The following is a 15,882-nucleotide window of genomic DNA, read 5'->3' on the forward strand; positions in this document are numbered from 1 at the left end:
GTTAACCTCATCAAAAATTCAGCTGCATAGAGACTTGCACCATGCGAGGTTCGCCCAGCTGTGCGCTGGCATAGCCGGCGCCGCTGTAACCATTCAGGCCGCCAGGCACAATATTGGTCCAGTAATGGCGATTGGTCAGGTTGGTCATATCCACGCGGAAGGTGGTGTCAGTATTAAACAGCCGGGTCTGATAACTGCTGCCGAGATCAAAAGTAGCATAGCTGCCTGTCCAGCTGTCGTTGGCGTTATCCGTACTGCGACGGCCAACATAGTGCATACCGCCATGCACGTCTGTCCCACTCATAAACGGCAGATCGTAAGCGGCAAACAGACTGGCGGTATAGCGGGCCAGGCCAACGATTTGCTTGTCCTGAGTGCTGGCGCTGGCGGTATCGCGCAGACGGGGATCGAGCCAGGTCATGCCGCCATACAGATGCAAATTAGCCGTGACGTCGCCATCCGCCATCAGCTCCAGCCCGCGGTTGCGCTGGTTGCCGTCGACGGCATAGTCGCCGCTGGCTGTGGTGTAGGCGAAAGGCCGGTCAATTTGAAATAGCGCAGCGGTCAGCAGGACTTTATCTACCGCCAGCTTGCTGCCCACTTCCACCTGCTTGCTGCGATAAGGCGACAGAATCGCACCTGCGTTGTTGGCGCCGGTGGGTGCGGTATCACCCTGTTGCAGGCTGTCGGCATAAGTGACATACAGCGTGAGCGGGTCAACGGGCTTATACATCAGGCTGGCAGAACCGCTAAAGCCCTGGTCGCTGGAGTCACTGGTACGGCTGCCTGTTTTTGCATAATTAGCGGACGTCAGAAAGCTTTCACTTCCAGCCAGCAGCAGGCTCCATTGCGGCGAAAAGGTGAGCGTATCGCTGAGCAACAGGGCCTGTTGGGTGGCGCTTGCCGAATGATAGCGATGGGTGAAATCCGGATAATCCGGCTCGGCATAAGATTGAGGATTGTCGAGCGAAGCGCTGCCCAGCGTCGACGTTGCGCCATTTAACGGATTGTAATTTTTCCAGACGAAGCCGCGGATCCCGGTAGAAACCTGATGATGCAGCCAGCCGGTATCGACTTCTCCGTTCAGATTCGCCATATAGCTGTTAATGGTAAAACGGCTGGCAGTTGCGGAAGAGGTGGTCGTTTTATACTGTCCGTCACGGTCGGTGAAGGTGTTGGTGACCGCGGTCGATTCCCGATCTGCAATCTGGCGTAGTACACCTATTTCGCCCTGCCAGTTGCCGTCAAAATCATGTTTCAGATGTAAGCCTGCGGTCAGCGTATGGTTATCATCACCGGCATAGGCCTGACCGAGGTGCGCGGTTTTTGGATTTGGCGCTGCCGGGAAAGAGAGTCCACTGCCCAACGCAAATTTTCCGGGCAGGCCTTTATCATAAAAATGGTAATAGCTAAAATTGGTTTCCAGCACGGTTTTATCCGTGAGGGTGATATCCAGCGCCAGGCTTGCCAGCTGACGACGCTTTTTACTGCCGCTGACATAGCCGCTACCTTCATCATCAAGGAAATTGGCGCGATAACGCAGGCGATCGTTATCATCTAACGGGCCACTGAAGTCCCCGGCAACCAGATGGCTAAGGCCGGTACCTGCGCCAAACGTCAGGCTGTGTTGAGCAATATCCGTTGGCCGTTTGGCGACAAAGTTAAACAGGCCTGCCGGATTGGCCGGGCCGTACAGCGAGCCGCCCAGGCCATTGAGGACTTCGATATGGTCGAACTGTTCGGCGGCATAATCGGTGGTGGAAACGACGTTAAGCCCATCGATCATTGAGTTTTGGACAACGCTGCCTTGCATACCCCGCGTCTGAGGTCGGGCGCCATCACCCTGTACCGAGGGCATATAGCGGTAAATGTCGCTGATGCTTTTAAGCTGTTGACGCTTCATCAGGCTGGGTGAAACCACCTGTACGGACCAGGGCGTGTTGCGGATTTCCTGCTTGCCCAGATTGCCGAGCGTCGCCTGTTTATCCACCGCGGCTGCCTCGGCATTCGCAGAGGGAGCCTCCACGGTTAATGTTTTTTCCTGGCCTGCTGAAACTTGCTGTGCCATGACCAGCACTACGCCAGGCAAAAAGGTTTTATATGCCACTGTCATTTTTTGTTATGCCTTGCAGAAACGGGGAATGAAAGCGCCACCGCGATGATGATTGCCGTACAGCGCGCGCAAAGGTTAGCACATCGTTATAAATTTTGGTATATAGCGCAAAACTGAAGTTGATGAATAAATGACTCGCGTTTTTTCGCCTTTCCTCAGGCGAAATGAAATATTTTGAGGCAATTTTAATTTCTGACAAAGCAGGTATACTCTTTGTCATAGTTGAAGGGTTTTATACAGGGGGGATGTTACATTATTAACACCAACTTTTTTCTTATTAATTACTTTATGACTCTTCCAATGACTGCCGGAGAAAGCTTTCCGTAAGCATAAGTCTGTATTGCCAGCGGAGTGATTCAATGGATGGTTTTATTTATGCTTAATCTAATTTTTTTGGTTAATTAAAAAAGATTATTGAAATAGGTGTTTCTTAAAAAACTCTACTTCACCAGTCTTTTATGTCAAGGATGACGTGTATGCTTAAAATTCTTATTGTTAGCGATGATGTTTATTTTATGAAGGGGCTTGAATCGCTCATTTTTGAAGTCAATGGCGGTTTAATAAAAAAACGCATTAATTTTGTTATGTCGAGAAAATATGTTGCGTCAAATGATGCGAATATTATTTTCAGAGGCTGTCTGGCTAGTGTCCGGATGAAGAAAAAAGAATGCCTGTGGCCATCTGAAATGTCCGCCAGCAATAATATGACATTGCATATTCCTTTTTCCTGCCATGATGATAATTTACAGGGGATTATGGGTAAAATAAAAAAGCTCCTGCTTATCGCCAGCATGGACCACTCAGGCAGTGCCGCGCGAGAGAAATATAAGAGTATTGGGCTGAAGGATTTTATGCAGCTTTCAACAACTGAAAGTAAAGTTATGCTGTTAATCGGGGAAGGCCACAATACAGAACTTATCTCAAAAATGCTTAATCGTTCGGAAAAAACAATTAACACGCATTACCGTAATGCCAGCAGGAAACTGGGTATGGTCAACCGCATCGAATTCTATCGCTGCGCCTCTTTCATTGCCAACAGCGGAAGTAAAAACTGGAGTATTATTTGCCTGTAGCGGCAAAAGGCCCGTAAATGTAGCCGATGCGCGGGCCTTATCTGTAAAAATAACCGATGCTACATTTTTTCGTCGGCTGGAAGCGTTTCCGGGTTAAAACTATTGATTACCTGTACATAATGCTTGCGTTGAAACTCATTAAATTCGTCCTGCACCGCAAGCGTGAATATAATGAGGTTTACTCTTGCGGGATTGATAACAGGATGATAAGGGAGCGCAACAAAAGATTGCACCTGCTTAACAAGATGCCCACCCTGGTAGAAACGATTTGCTATTTGTATCACAGGCAATTTGGCCGGTCCCAAGGTGTTTTTTAACATTTCTCCTTCGTTATGGTAGCCCGGTAGCGTATTTTCCAGGAAATTCATCTGGGCTTTACCAAACTCTTCCAGCGTTTGTCCTGCGGTCATAAACGCGCGGTTAACCAAAATAGAGTATTCTTTTTCATCCGGATCGCGGAAACGCAGGATATTGATGCTTTGATCGTAAGCGGGATCGGGAGTCAAAAAACTCCCTTCGTAAATAAGATAGGTTTTTTTATCGTTGCTCATAGTCCCTTACTCGTTTCGATGAAATGATGGTCAGCCAGCGGAATCAGTTCCACTCGCCTGTTTTGCCGTTGTCCTTCGGCGGTGTCATTGCTGGCAACAGGATTGGTGTCGCCTTCACCTTTAATAATAAATCGGCTGGCGGGAAGGTGCGTATGATTTACCAGCCAGTCGCGTACCGCCTCTGCTCTTTTCTCTGAAATTGTCTGATTTAATCGGTAGCTGCCAGTGTTATCGGAATGGCCCACGATCAAAAAGCGACTTTGTCCCTTCATCACCACCGGCAATAGTTCGCTTAACGCTTTATCATTTTCTGGCAAGAGCACTGCGCTACCCTGAGTAAATACGGTTACGGTGCCACGAGCCTGATGTGGGGGCACCTGCCCGGCCGTCATCTCCAGTCTGTACCTGAACTCCCTGTGCTGGCTTAAAAACCAGCCCGCTACGACTATTGCGACAGTTAACAACCAGACCAGGGCCAGGCAACCTCGTGGCCTCTTTTTTTCTGCCGCCTGGGGGCTGGATACAGGAATGAAGGGAGGTGCAGGCAAACGTGTCAGTGCGGGGAGCGGCGTTGGCAGGGGTACTGGCACCGCAGGAGAGGGCTGCGCCTGAAAAGCAGGTAACGGAGGCATTGTTAACGTACGTGAAAGGCCCGGATAGAGGTGAAATTTATCGCCTATCCAGTTTGCCCAGGCACCGTGACGCGTAAACCCATCGCTGTAATCGGCAAGCAATACTATATCCAGCGTTAATGAGGAGGTGGAAAAAAGCGATTCCAGCGAGCGCACGATCCCCGACTCCCAAAGCCAGCAGAGCAACATATCTGTCATAACATAGCGATGCAGCGCGTGAACATTTTGATGGCATTGCTGCCCAAGTATGGACGTTAAACGGCTAAAAGCTTTTTCCGGATCGGCTCCACGGGCCTGCGTCCATCTGCTTTGTTCGGTGTGGCCATCAGCACGATCCTGGCTCAGACGAGCATATAAGCCGAGGATACAGGGCAGTTTCTCACCTTTTTGCGCAATGAAGCGCCACCTGGCTATCTGCGACAGGATCAGCGCCTCGTTTTCTTCGCCATCCGGCAAGATGGGGAAAAAGGTAACGATTTCTGCGGCATTATCACTACTGCGCAACTGCTCCAGACATTTCGCCAGTTCGTCTTTTTCCGCTGCTACTTTCCAGCAGATCTTCTCCGCTGTTTGTGGATTCGGAAACCATTTTTTCGCCCAGGGGCCAATAATAATGACATTAGTGACGGCCGGCAGCATCTGCTTCGCAGCCGGTGCGACGGCATAGCGTATGCGTAGCTTTTCTATTTTTATGTCATCGATCAGGCCGTGAGGAATGAGAATAAGTAAGCGATGAGCATAATTGAAAATCTTGCCCTTGCTGCTGGTGAGCAGGTTTTCAAATTGTTCGCTTAGCGGTGCTGTCGCCCGATCGTAACCGTAAAAATGGCGATCAAGAAGATAGCGCTGCCAGTCAGTTTCGTGAACGGCAAGGCAGTGACTGATATGCTGGTCAAGATAACAGCAGAGAATTTGACATAATTCGTCAATCTGCGCCTCTTCACCTTCCTCAGCGAGCAGGGCTTTACTGAACGTTTCAATAAGCTGCACCAGCCTGAGTTGCAACCCCGCGAGGGAAGGGATCACCCCATCAAAAGTGAGTAAAGTGTCGACGCAAACTATGCGATTAAACAGCGTTTCGCTTTTCACCAGCTTCTCTCCACCACGTTGCCCCATCCTGCGCTATGCAGATAAGGACTGATACGGATCACCCAAGGTTGCAAAGTGAATGAAGTCGTAAAGCTGAGGGTGACACTCATTTCTTCACCACCCTCAAGTGCCAGAGCGCGATCGATTTCCGCCTGAAACAGCGTCTTTTTCTGCAAAAGATCGTTATTACTGCTGTAAATGCCGACATGCAACCAGGCCAGCTCATCAAAATCGCAGCCCAGTTCCTGTCTCGCAATCGTCACCGTTTTGTTACTGGTTGCCGTGAGCCTGCTCTGCCAGCCTTCTTTCGGCGGCCCGGGAAACCAGGCTATGCGATCCTTACCCATCACTTCCGGCAGCGCGATGCAGTGCTGGAAACTGATACCGGCCGCGTACTCAAATTCGCCGAGGCTTCGCTCATTCCCCAGGCCCCAGTGGCCTGGATCACACGCTTCCTTTTCTATGCCGAGTAATACCTTCACTCGTTTTTTCGACAGGCGATCTCTTTCCCACCATACGCAGGAGATCGAACCGGCTTTTTCCGCCTCATCGTTATGATCGCTCCAAATCCGCGCATGGTTTTCCCGACCATAAAAATGCCAGAGCAGAATCTTATGGGGATGCCAGATGTCGTAGCCGTGAGTAAATGCACGCACGGCCATTGCAATCTCCTCACCCTCAAAGAAAATCAGCGGATCGTTAGGTACCTCACGCAAAAACCGGGCTTCGGCAAAAATAAAGCCGCCCGCCAGATAGCTGCCGCGCACGGGTGCGTTACTTTGAAAATCTACCGAGGTGAGTTGCAGGATTTTTTCTGAAGAAAAACCGCGTAATACCAGCCTGCTGACGTATTCTGCTTTCTCGTCTTCTTTTCCGGGTTGATAGCCCGGTGGATAAGAAGAAATGATCGGCTTTGCGCTGTGCTGCTTCATCTGCTGCAGCAGGGAAATCATTTCAATGTCCCAGCCATCGATAAAACGGCAGTGAGAATCGATTTGCAGGCAGTAATCTTCCTGCTGGTAAAGCTTTTCACACAGGCTTCTTGCCCAACAGGCACCTTCGCTAAGAAAATAATCAATGCAGAGTATTTGCAGCCGATTGCCCTGATGCGCAAAGATAAAAAGATCGTGTTCGCCAGATTTTGTCTTTTCACAAAGCGTAAAACCTGCCTGCTGAAACAATGAAATATCCCCGTCATCCTGCCAGCAGACCGTGATGTTCAGCGCCGACAGGCCCGATGCTTTTTCCAACATGTTGTGCAGCGTGGGTAGCAACTCTGCGTCGCGATAGCTGGCAATACTGACGAAGATTCCAGGTTGAGCATTCATTGCTTATTCCTTACCCGGGTCCAGCCTGGCGATAACGTCTGGTGGTAAGATTTTCAGCAATTCCGGAAAGCTTTTTCCTGTGGCCAACTCGGCGAATTCAAGTAATACACTCACCGGGCTGCTGGGCTCCATGCGCATAAACCATTGACGGATTTCCCGCATTTTTACCAGCGCTTCCTGGCGACTGCTGATGCCTTTCTGTATGGAGGATGAGGCTGCGGTGGCCGGTAAATTTTCGCCGGCGCCTGGTGCTATAAATGACCTGTCCATATCTTCATCCTGTTGTGCAGGGGGAGATGCCGCCTGACCGGGCAAAACCGGCAGAGAAAAAGAGGGATCGGGCTTGCGGGTAAATAAGTTAAGGACAGCGCTCAGTCGCGAAAAATCAGGCGCATCATCGCCCAATGATGCCTGTAACAGGTGTTGTAATCCGTTCAGATGTTGCCCGGCATTTTGCAGAGAGAGAATGGCCTCGTCCTGACGCATTTCCCACTCCTGCCGCAATGCCGCCGCCGTAGCCTCGGGTAGGGCGCCTTCTTCACGAGGTGAGGCATACGCCTTTTCAAAATCCTTAATCATCAGCTGTAAACCGGCTGCTTTAGGTAACGTTTGGTTTCGCAGATCCTTCAGCAGGCCACCGCTATCTTCCAGCTCCAATAAAGCATTAGCGCGCATCAACGGGTCGTATTCGCCATCTTCAACGAGCTGTGGATAGATTTCGGCCGGATAGGCCATAAGAAGGGAGTGCAGCGCCTGAAGGCCCTCCTCAAGTGCAGCCACGCCAATTTGCCTGATGCGACAACGTATTAAGATGACAACCAGGCGGATGTCTTTACTTCGTTGCAGCAGCATCAGGCAGTCACGCTCTGTCTCTGTCCAGTTCACCGGTTCGGCAGCTTCAATAAAGCTGCCATATTCCGCGTTCAATCGCGGCTGTAGCCTTGCCTGGAGCATAAGAAAGCCAGCATCGTATTCCAGATTTTCCCCGCAGAAACAGGGGCCGGGCAGCGGCTGTAGCAGCTGTTGATAGTAGACGTGAGTCAGCATCCTTACTGTCATAGTGTTGTCCTTAACGGGTGAGGAGGTTTGGCGCCTTGAGCCTGATAGCGTTCTGGTTCAAAACTCATGCCGTACACCGGTTTTGTGCGTTCTTCTCTTTCCAGCCAGACGGCATAGCCCAGTTGATGATTGCCGCTAAGCGACGCCTGCGGAACCTCGTGAGCGGCCAGTACTAACTGCGCATCCCAGGCATATTCAAAGCCGATAAAATTGCGAACCCATTCTTTTAATACTGGCAAATCCGATCCCCACGGATTGAAGCGCATATATTGCTCCAGCGTAAGTGGGCCAAGGATAAGCTTGAATTTATGCTGTCTGTCGCGAACGGTATCGCCGAGGATGGCGCCATCACCCAGCTGTAGAGCGGCGTCTCTCTCGCCAAGAATCGAACAATCCTGAGCATCAAGAGAAATCCACTGCGTGACATACTCTTCCATCTGCGCATCGACCTGAAAGTAATAGCGAATGGCACCCAGCAAACCATCGGGGTTACGCGCCTCACGGATGAGATGCGCAGAGGAAGCCAGGCGGGCATGCGCGGGTAAGCATTTGGTGGATAAATCCTGCGGATCCATGCCGATCAGGCTGGCGATATAAAAGGAGAACCGTTCGTCGCTGGATCTGTCCAGTGATGCCGTATCCTGAGCCACGAACCAGGCACGATAAAAAAGCGACAGCGCGCGATGATGAAAAATATCCACAAAGTCCGTCAAAGTGGCATCGCGCTGCGCTGAACGGGACCAGGCCAGTTCAGAAAGATGCAGCGGTAAAGCACCCTGCGGCCCCCAGGAGCCAAGACCAAACAGCCGTAGCTGCAGTCGGCCATCCTGCATGTCCATGTGCGAAATTTCACGGGGAGAAAATGCCATGGAGGCTGCCTGCCCAAGGCGGAACATCTCCTGCGAAGGCCTTGCCGCCGTACCGGGCAGGGACATCTCAGGGTTTTTGGCGCTAATCGCACGCATAAGACTGATAAAACCCGCTTGCCAGGGCCGATCCTCATCAAACCATGCGTCCAGTGCAGGGCGTTGATTTTCCATTACAACGCTCCTCGCTTACCGGGACGCCCCGGCCAGCCGGCCACTTTCCCTCGCTGCATCGAATGCAGTTCTGTTTCGGTAAAAACATTTATGGACGCGTGTCGGGAGAGATAGTTCTCCATGATCAGGCCAAACAGATAAGGACTGATGCCGGAAAATCCTTGCTCATCCACCGTCAGCATGCAGCGAATACCTCTGCCGTACACCAACAGACCCTCACCCGGCAAGCGACGCGTAACCGGTTCTGTTTTACAACCAATCAGGCTGTCGACTTGCGCATTTGATTGATGATCCGAACCGTTAAGAAACAGGCGCAGCATATTACGTAGGGATTCGCCGCCAGAATTGTGTTCCATATCAGACAGTGGCAGATAGTTAAAACTGAGCTGGCGGATCAAACGCCACGCCGACTCACCCAGCGCAAAAGGCGCACGTGGCGCACTGGGCTGGCAGATAAACGATGCGCCAAGAATAGGGACTGCATCTGGCATGGAAAGATCGTAGCCGTCGCTTTTGGCAATGAGTCTGGGTAAATCCCTGTTGGTCACCATAGCTTCTACCGTCAGATAGCGTATCCGATCGGCATAAGGCGCTTCCTGTTGGTCGACCAGCGAAACGAAAACCTCCGTACCCAGATAAGGCGTTCTGGTGTCATATTTACGCCTGCCATCCTCCCTGATCCTGGCTTCACGCTGAATGGAAAAATAGCGGCCAAAATTGCCGGAATCACAATGACGGGTTTGATAAAGCGGATTAAAAACAACTTCTTCATTCTTTTCCGCTTGCTGACCCAATACTTTGTTGACGGAAAATACTTCAAAGTCCAGCGGGCGGCTGCGATCGGGCACCACGTGAAAAGCGTTAAGCGCCCGGTTAACTTCAATTCTGTCCACGATTTTGGGAAAAAGATTGATCACCGGCGTACAGAACAATAAAAATTTTGACGGATCAACATGACCAATCAGCTCCTGCGGGAGCCGGTCCAGCAGAACGATTAATTCCGCTTCGCTGGTATGATTATTTTTCAGGCCAGCAGATAACTGCGTCAGTGTAAAAAAGTAAAACCGCTGACGGCAGGTAAAATACTCATGAATGAGATTGTGGCCGTGAAACATGTTCCACGACAGCGGCAACAGCGTCTGGTCGGGACTCAGGCCTTCGAAAGCGAGAGGATGCTGACTGATAACCACATCCCGGTCTTTTTCATCGCCCGAGCGGATGATCATGGCGACATGGCTGGTGTGCAAAAGCTCAAAAAGATGGGAAACAATTCTTTCATCGCCATCAATATACAGCGGCAGCCGATCGAGAGACGTTAACTGGGAAAAAACTTTATCGTCATGCAGCTTAAGCCGGATACGCAGCGCGCCTTTCAGCCTGCTGGACTGAATACGGTGCTTTTCCAGATTGGGCATGTCGGGGGGAATGGATGTCAGGCGGACTTCGGTGATCTCAATGGGCCAGAGCATTACCTCCTGTCCGTTACGAAACTCGCAACGACTATTTTCTCCTGGCAATATTTTAGTATGAAAAGTACTGTTTTTAGGAACCAGATAGCCCTGAGTTAAATCACCTTCTTTTGAATTGGGCACCAGTTGTACCACGCCCATTGATGGCGTGGGCGCATTATAATTGGGGTAAACAATATCCAGCAGGCGTTGAGTAAATTTAGGAAATTCTGCATCCAGTTTTAGTTGCGTACGCGCAGATAAAAAACAAAAAGCTTCTATTAGACGTTCGACGAAAGGATCGGCTACTTCTACGCCATGCATACCTAAGCGAGAGGCTATTTTAGGGTGTTTTTCGGCAAACTCTCCCGCCATTTCTTTCATGAAGGTGAGTTCCTGATTGTAATAATCAAGAAATTTATGATCCATGCCCTGTTCCGTTCATTCCATTGTTTAACCCGCAAGGGTTATAGCATGGTGAATCATATATGCTCAATATTAAGTTCGAGAGGCTAATAAGTATTTTATAAAAAATCCTTTTGTTAATAATGGTTTATGGTTTTACAGTGGGGATAATCAGGAATAAGTTTCGGGCTGAATTCTTAAATTTTTATATTCCTAAATTAAGGGCTTTTTGTTTGCGATTTTCTTGATTAGGATAAATTCACTGTGAACCACATTATAAAGCGCTATTAAGGAATGATAACGTGGCGATTACCAGATCGAATTTATTTGGCAAGCTGGATGAGACTCTGTTCAAAAGTATCGAGAGTGCAACCACGCTTTGTAAGCTGCGTGGCAACCCTTATGTCGAACTGGTTCACTGGTTAAATCAGCTTTGGGGCCAGGGCGAAAATGACTTCCGCCTGATTGCCCGGCATTTTGAAGTAGATGCTGAGGTTATGGAAAGCGGATTTACTCAGTCACTGGCTCGTTTGCCTGCGGGTGCCAGTACCTTATCTGATTTCTCTTATCATATTGAGCTGGCCATTGAACGCGCATGGATTTATGCCAGTCTGGAATGCTACGACAGCCGTATTCGTAGCGGGCATTTATTGATCGCCATGCTGACGACTATGGAGTTGCGCCGCGCTTTATTCGCTATTTCTCCCGCTTTTGAACGTATTTCGCTGGAACATTTAACCCATGATTTTGGCTACATCACGCAAAACTCACCGGAAGTTAGCGAATCAGCCCAGGACGGTGCCGTCCCGGGCGAAGCCAGCAATGCCCTCAGCGTGGAAAAACGCGAGGGTGGGCTAAATCAATACGCCACCGATCTCACCGCACTTGCCCGTGAAGGTAAAATCGATCCGGTCACGGGACGCGATCGTGAAATTAGTACCATGACGGATATTCTGCTGCGCCGCCGTCAAAACAATCCCCTGTTAACCGGCGAAGCGGGCGTTGGTAAAACGGCAGTGGTTGAAGGACTGGCGCTGGAAATCGTGGCGGGTAATGTGCCGCCGGCACTTGCCAAAGTTCGTTTGCTTGCGCTGGATGTCGTTGCGCTTTCCGCCGGGGCAAGCATGAAAGGCGAATTCGAGGCGCGACTGAAATCGGTATTAGAAGAGGCTATCGCTTCGCCACAGCCGGTGATCCTTTTTATTGATGAAGTCCATACGCTGGTGGGCGCGGGTGGTACTGCCGGAACCGGTGATGCTGCCAACCTGTTAAAACCGGCGCTGGCGAGAGGCCAGCTGCGGACAATTGGCGCGACTACATGGCGTGAATTCAAACGTCATATCGAGAAAGATCCGGCGCTAACCCGGCGATTTCAGGTGTTGCAGGTAACGGAGCCGGATGAGGAAACCGCAGCCTGTATGCTGCGTAGCCTGCTGCCGGTTCTCGAAAAACATCATCAGGTCTGGATTACGGATGAGGCGTTACAGGCTGCGGTTCGCCTTTCACATCGTTACATTCCAGCCCGTCAGCTGCCGGATAAAGCCATTAGCTTGCTGGATACCGCCTGCGCTCGTGTCGCAGTTGCGCAACACACGCCGCCTGCGGAGTTACAAATCCTCAAATTTCAGATGGAAACGGCACAAACAGAATTAGCCTTAACGGAAAAGGCGCTGCATCTGGGTAAAGGTAAGAAAGGCGATGCGGATTCTCTGATTGAGCGAATTGCTCAGCAAACAGCAAAATTTCAGCAGCTCGACGGACGCTGGCAAAGTGAAAAAACGCAGGTCGCGGCCATTATGGCAGTGCGTGAAGAATTACAGTCGCTGGCTCAACAGGGATCGCCAGAAGAAAAGAGCGTCTTGCAGTTGCAAAATAAGCTGGCCGGGCTTGAAGCCGATCTGCAAACGCTTCGTGGCGAGCAGCCGCTGGTTCACGCGGAAGTTAATGCTGAGGTGATCGGCAGCATTGTCGCAGACTGGACCGGCATTCCTGTGGGACAGATGCTGAAAGATGATATTCGGGCCGTTCTTGAGCTTCCGCAGCGGTTGGCGGAACGGGTAATTGGTCAGGATCATGCGCTCCGTCAGGTCAGCGAAAGTATTCAGACCGCCCGAGCAGGACTGGCCGATCCGTGTAAACCCATCGGCGTATTTATGCTGGCGGGCCCTTCTGGCGTCGGCAAAACCGAAACCGCGTTGGCCATAGCTGAACAGCTTTACGGTGGTGAGCACAATCTCATCACCCTTAATATGAGTGAATATCAGGAGGCGCATACTGTCTCTTCACTAAAAGGTTCACCGCCGGGCTACGTCGGTTATGGTGAAGGTGGCGTATTAACCGAAGCCGTGCGCCGTAAGCCTTACAGCGTGGTATTGCTGGACGAGATTGAGAAAGCGCATCCGGATGTGCATGAGCTTTTTTTCCAGGTTTTCGATAAGGGGCGCATGGAAGATGGCGAAGGACGACAGATTGATTTTAAAAATACCATATTGCTCCTGACCAGCAATGCGGGTAGCGAGCTGATTGCCACGCTCTGTGCTGATGCGGATACTGCACCTGAAGCGGACGGGCTGAAAAAGATGCTTCAGTCCGAGTTGTTGAAAACATTTCCGGCAGCATTTCTGGGTAGAACTGCTGTGGTGCCTTATTTGCCGTTACAGCAGGCGTCATTACAATATATTGTCCGACTCCATCTCAATAAAATCGGTGAACGCCTGCAACAACAGCATGCTGCGTCGCTGTGTTACAGCGACGCGCTGGTAAAACATATTGTCGATCAATGCCCTGTAGCCGAAACAGGCGCGAGAATGTTAATTCGTTTTATTGAACAAAATATTTCGCCAGAAATGGGGCGTCGCATTCTTGCTGGTGAACTTGAAACCGCAGGCCGCACAGTTTATTTAGAGTGTGATGAAGAAGAACGGATAAACATTGTTTTCAGAAATAAATAGCGCTGATTGGGACGCCATGTAGCCTGATAATGCTATGGCCAAATGTTTAAAAGGAATAGAAATCCAGGAAAGGGACATCATGAATAGAAATAACGGTAGTTCGCAAAAATTTATTGCCAGAAATCGGGCACCTCGCGTACAGATTGAATATGATGTGGAAATTTACGGTAGTGAGAAAAAAATAGAGCTGCCTTTTGTTATGGGTGTTCTGGCCGATCTTTCCGGTAAAGCGCTGGAGCCGTTAGCTCCGGTGGCAGACAGGAAATTCCTCAACATTGATATCGACAATTTTGACGAACGAATGAAGGCGATGAAACCCCGAGTCGCTTTCGCTGTAGCGAATACCCTGACCGGCGAAGGACAGTTAATGATTGATATGACATTTGAAAGTATCAATGATTTTTCGCCGGATGAAATCGCCAGAAAAGTTGATTCGCTTTCGCAATTGTTGGAGGCACGAACCCAGCTGGCTAATCTGCAAACCTATATGGATGGGAAAGCGGGAGCAGAAAGCCTGGTGATGAAAGTGTTGAAGGACAAAACGTTGCTTTCCACGCTGGCTTCAGCACCGAAGCCGATCGCTGCGCCTAATGACGCATCACCGAAAAATTGATTCAGATGAGGGATAGCATGTCGATGCAACTTGAAAAGAACCCACCGGCGGCGGCCAGCACCATCCACAATGATTTTAATTCGCTGCTGAATAAAGAATTTAAGCCTAAATCGGCGCAGGCGAAGTCAGCGGTTGAAAACGCGGTTAAAACGCTGGCAGAACAGGCACTCAGCAGCTCTGTGACGATGGCCGATGATGCTTATAAAAATATTGCGGCATTTATTGCAGAAATTGACCGAAAGCTCTCAGAGCAAATCAATATTATCCTGCATCATCCCGAGTTTCAGGCGCTGGAAAGTGCCTGGCGCGGCCTGCACTATCTGGTTAATAACACCGAAACTGACGAGAAGTTGAAGCTGCGCTTTATGGATATCTCTAAGGATGACCTGCGTCGTAATCTGCGTCGATATAAAGGCATCGCCTGGGATCAAAGCCCGCTATTTAAACAGATATATGAAGAGGAATATGGTCAGCTGGGCGGCGAGCCTTATGGTTGCCTGGTCGCTGACTATTTCTTCGATCATAACGCGCCTGATGTTGATCTGTTGTCATCCATTGGCAAAATAGCGGCCTCTGCTCACGTGCCGTTCATCACTGGCGCTGCGCCTTCGGTGCTACAAATGGACTCCTGGCAGGAGCTGGCGAATCCGCGCGATTTGACCAAAATCTTTACGCAAAATCTGGAATACACCGCCTGGAATTCGCTGCGTCAGTCGGAAGATTCCCGCTACATTGGCCTGGCGATGCCACGCTTCCTGGCGCGCCTGCCGTATGGGATCCAGACCAATCCAGTCGATAATTTCAATTTTGAAGAGACAACGGATGGGGCCGATCACAGTAAATATGTCTGGTCGAATGCAGCCTATGCAATGGCGGTCAATATTAATCGCTCCTTCAAGCGTTATGGCTGGTGTACGCTGATCCGCGGCGTCGAAAGCGGTGGGGTGGTAGAAGGATTACCCTGCCACACGTTCCCGACCGACGATGGCGGCATTGACATGAAGTGCCCGACAGAAATCGCTATTTCCGATCGTCGTGAAGCCGAGTTGGCGAAAAACGGATTTATCCCGCTGATCCACCGCAAAAATACTGATTATGCAGCTTTTATTGGCGCACAATCTCTCCAAAAGCCGGCGGAATATTATGATCCTGACGCAACGGCTAACGCCAATCTCTCCGCCCGTCTGCCTTACATGTTTGCCTGCTCACGCTTTGCGCACTATTTGAAATGTATCGTGCGTGACAAAATCGGCTCCTTCAAAGAGCGCGACGAAATGCAGAGGTGGCTGAATGATTGGGTAATGAACTATGTTGACGGCGATCCGGCAAACTCATCTTTCGAAACTAAAGCTCGCCGCCCGCTGGCCGCCGCTGAAGTGGTCGTTGAAGAGGTGGAAGGTAATCCCGGCTACTACCAGGCAAAATTTTTCCTGCGGCCTCACTTCCAGCTGGAAGGCCTGACCGTGTCGCTGCGCATGGTCGCCAGACTGCCTTCGTTGAAAGGCGTAGCCTGATAAATAATTACGCCAGTGATGGCGAATGCCTTGCCCAGAATCTTTAGCTGTTGAACGGCAGGTTAT

General features: G+C 50.3%; 11 protein-coding genes. 4 read left to right on the plus strand and 7 right to left on the minus strand.

All coding sequences use genetic code 11. The features are described from left to right. Window positions 1-10 precede the first annotated feature (10 nt). Window positions 11-2,113 carry a TonB-dependent siderophore receptor gene (locus EHV07_RS00655; RefSeq protein ID WP_147193883.1) on the minus strand — a complete coding sequence of 701 codons (2,103 nt, stop codon included), beginning with the start codon at window positions 2,111-2,113 and terminating at the stop codon, window positions 11-13. Between the two features lie 476 nt (window positions 2,114-2,589). On the opposite strand from EHV07_RS00655, the gene EHV07_RS00660 reads away from it, so the two are divergent. Then, window positions 2,590-3,186 (plus strand): helix-turn-helix transcriptional regulator, encoded by a 597-nt coding sequence (locus EHV07_RS00660; protein ID WP_254446288.1) that lies wholly within the window; start codon window positions 2,590-2,592, stop codon window positions 3,184-3,186. 59 nt (window positions 3,187-3,245) lie between these two features. Here EHV07_RS00660 and EHV07_RS00665 read toward each other — a convergent pair whose 3' ends face one another. From EHV07_RS00665 to tssF, 6 genes are read right to left on the minus strand one after another with little or no spacing between them, the layout of a single operon-like run. After that, window positions 3,246-3,737 carry a DcrB-related protein gene (locus EHV07_RS00665; protein ID WP_147193885.1) on the minus strand — a complete coding sequence of 164 codons (492 nt, stop codon included), beginning with the start codon at window positions 3,735-3,737 and terminating at the stop codon, window positions 3,246-3,248. Beyond that, window positions 3,734-5,458: an OmpA family protein gene (locus tag EHV07_RS00670; protein ID WP_168199575.1), complete on the minus strand. Its 1,725-nt coding sequence runs from the start codon at window positions 5,456-5,458 to the stop codon at window positions 3,734-3,736. The genes EHV07_RS00665 and EHV07_RS00670 overlap by 4 nt, the downstream gene beginning before the upstream one ends. Next, window positions 5,455-6,786 carry a GlcNAc-transferase family protein gene (locus EHV07_RS00675; RefSeq protein WP_147193891.1) on the minus strand — a complete coding sequence of 444 codons (1,332 nt, stop codon included), beginning with the start codon at window positions 6,784-6,786 and terminating at the stop codon, window positions 5,455-5,457. Before EHV07_RS00675 ends, EHV07_RS00670 begins: the two co-directional genes overlap by 4 nt. 3 nt (window positions 6,787-6,789) lie before the next feature. Continuing rightward, entirely contained in the window at window positions 6,790-7,845 is a 1,056-nt protein-coding gene (locus EHV07_RS00680; protein ID WP_147193894.1) for an ImpA family type VI secretion system protein, read from the minus strand. Continuing rightward, window positions 7,842-8,885 (minus strand): type VI secretion system baseplate subunit TssG, encoded by a 1,044-nt coding sequence (tssG, locus tag EHV07_RS00685; RefSeq protein WP_147193897.1) that lies wholly within the window; start codon window positions 8,883-8,885, stop codon window positions 7,842-7,844. Before tssG ends, EHV07_RS00680 begins: the two co-directional genes overlap by 4 nt. Further along, entirely contained in the window at window positions 8,885-10,762 is a 1,878-nt protein-coding gene (gene tssF / locus EHV07_RS00690; protein ID WP_147193900.1) for a type VI secretion system baseplate subunit TssF, read from the minus strand. The genes tssG and tssF overlap by 1 nt, the downstream gene beginning before the upstream one ends. Before the next feature lie 278 nt (window positions 10,763-11,040). Between tssF and tssH the strand changes: the two genes are divergently transcribed. From tssH to tssC, 3 genes are all read left to right on the plus strand, one after another. Then, window positions 11,041-13,689 carry a type VI secretion system ATPase TssH gene (gene tssH, locus EHV07_RS00695; protein WP_147193902.1) on the plus strand — a complete coding sequence of 883 codons (2,649 nt, stop codon included), beginning with the start codon at window positions 11,041-11,043 and terminating at the stop codon, window positions 13,687-13,689. A 79-nt stretch (window positions 13,690-13,768) separates the two neighbouring features. Further along, window positions 13,769-14,302, plus strand: a complete 534-nt coding sequence (tssB, locus tag EHV07_RS00700) for a type VI secretion system contractile sheath small subunit (protein ID WP_371419660.1) — start codon at window positions 13,769-13,771, stop codon at window positions 14,300-14,302. A gap of 17 nt (window positions 14,303-14,319) precedes the next feature. Then, a complete protein-coding gene (gene tssC / locus EHV07_RS00705) occupies window positions 14,320-15,816 on the plus strand; it encodes a type VI secretion system contractile sheath large subunit (protein WP_147193905.1) in 1,497 nt (498 codons plus the stop codon). The last annotated feature ends 66 nt before the right edge of the window (window positions 15,817-15,882 follow it).

It is taken from the genome of Pantoea sp. CCBC3-3-1 (assembly GCF_007981265.1).
Taxonomy (GTDB): Bacteria; Pseudomonadota; Gammaproteobacteria; order Enterobacterales; family Enterobacteriaceae; genus Erwinia.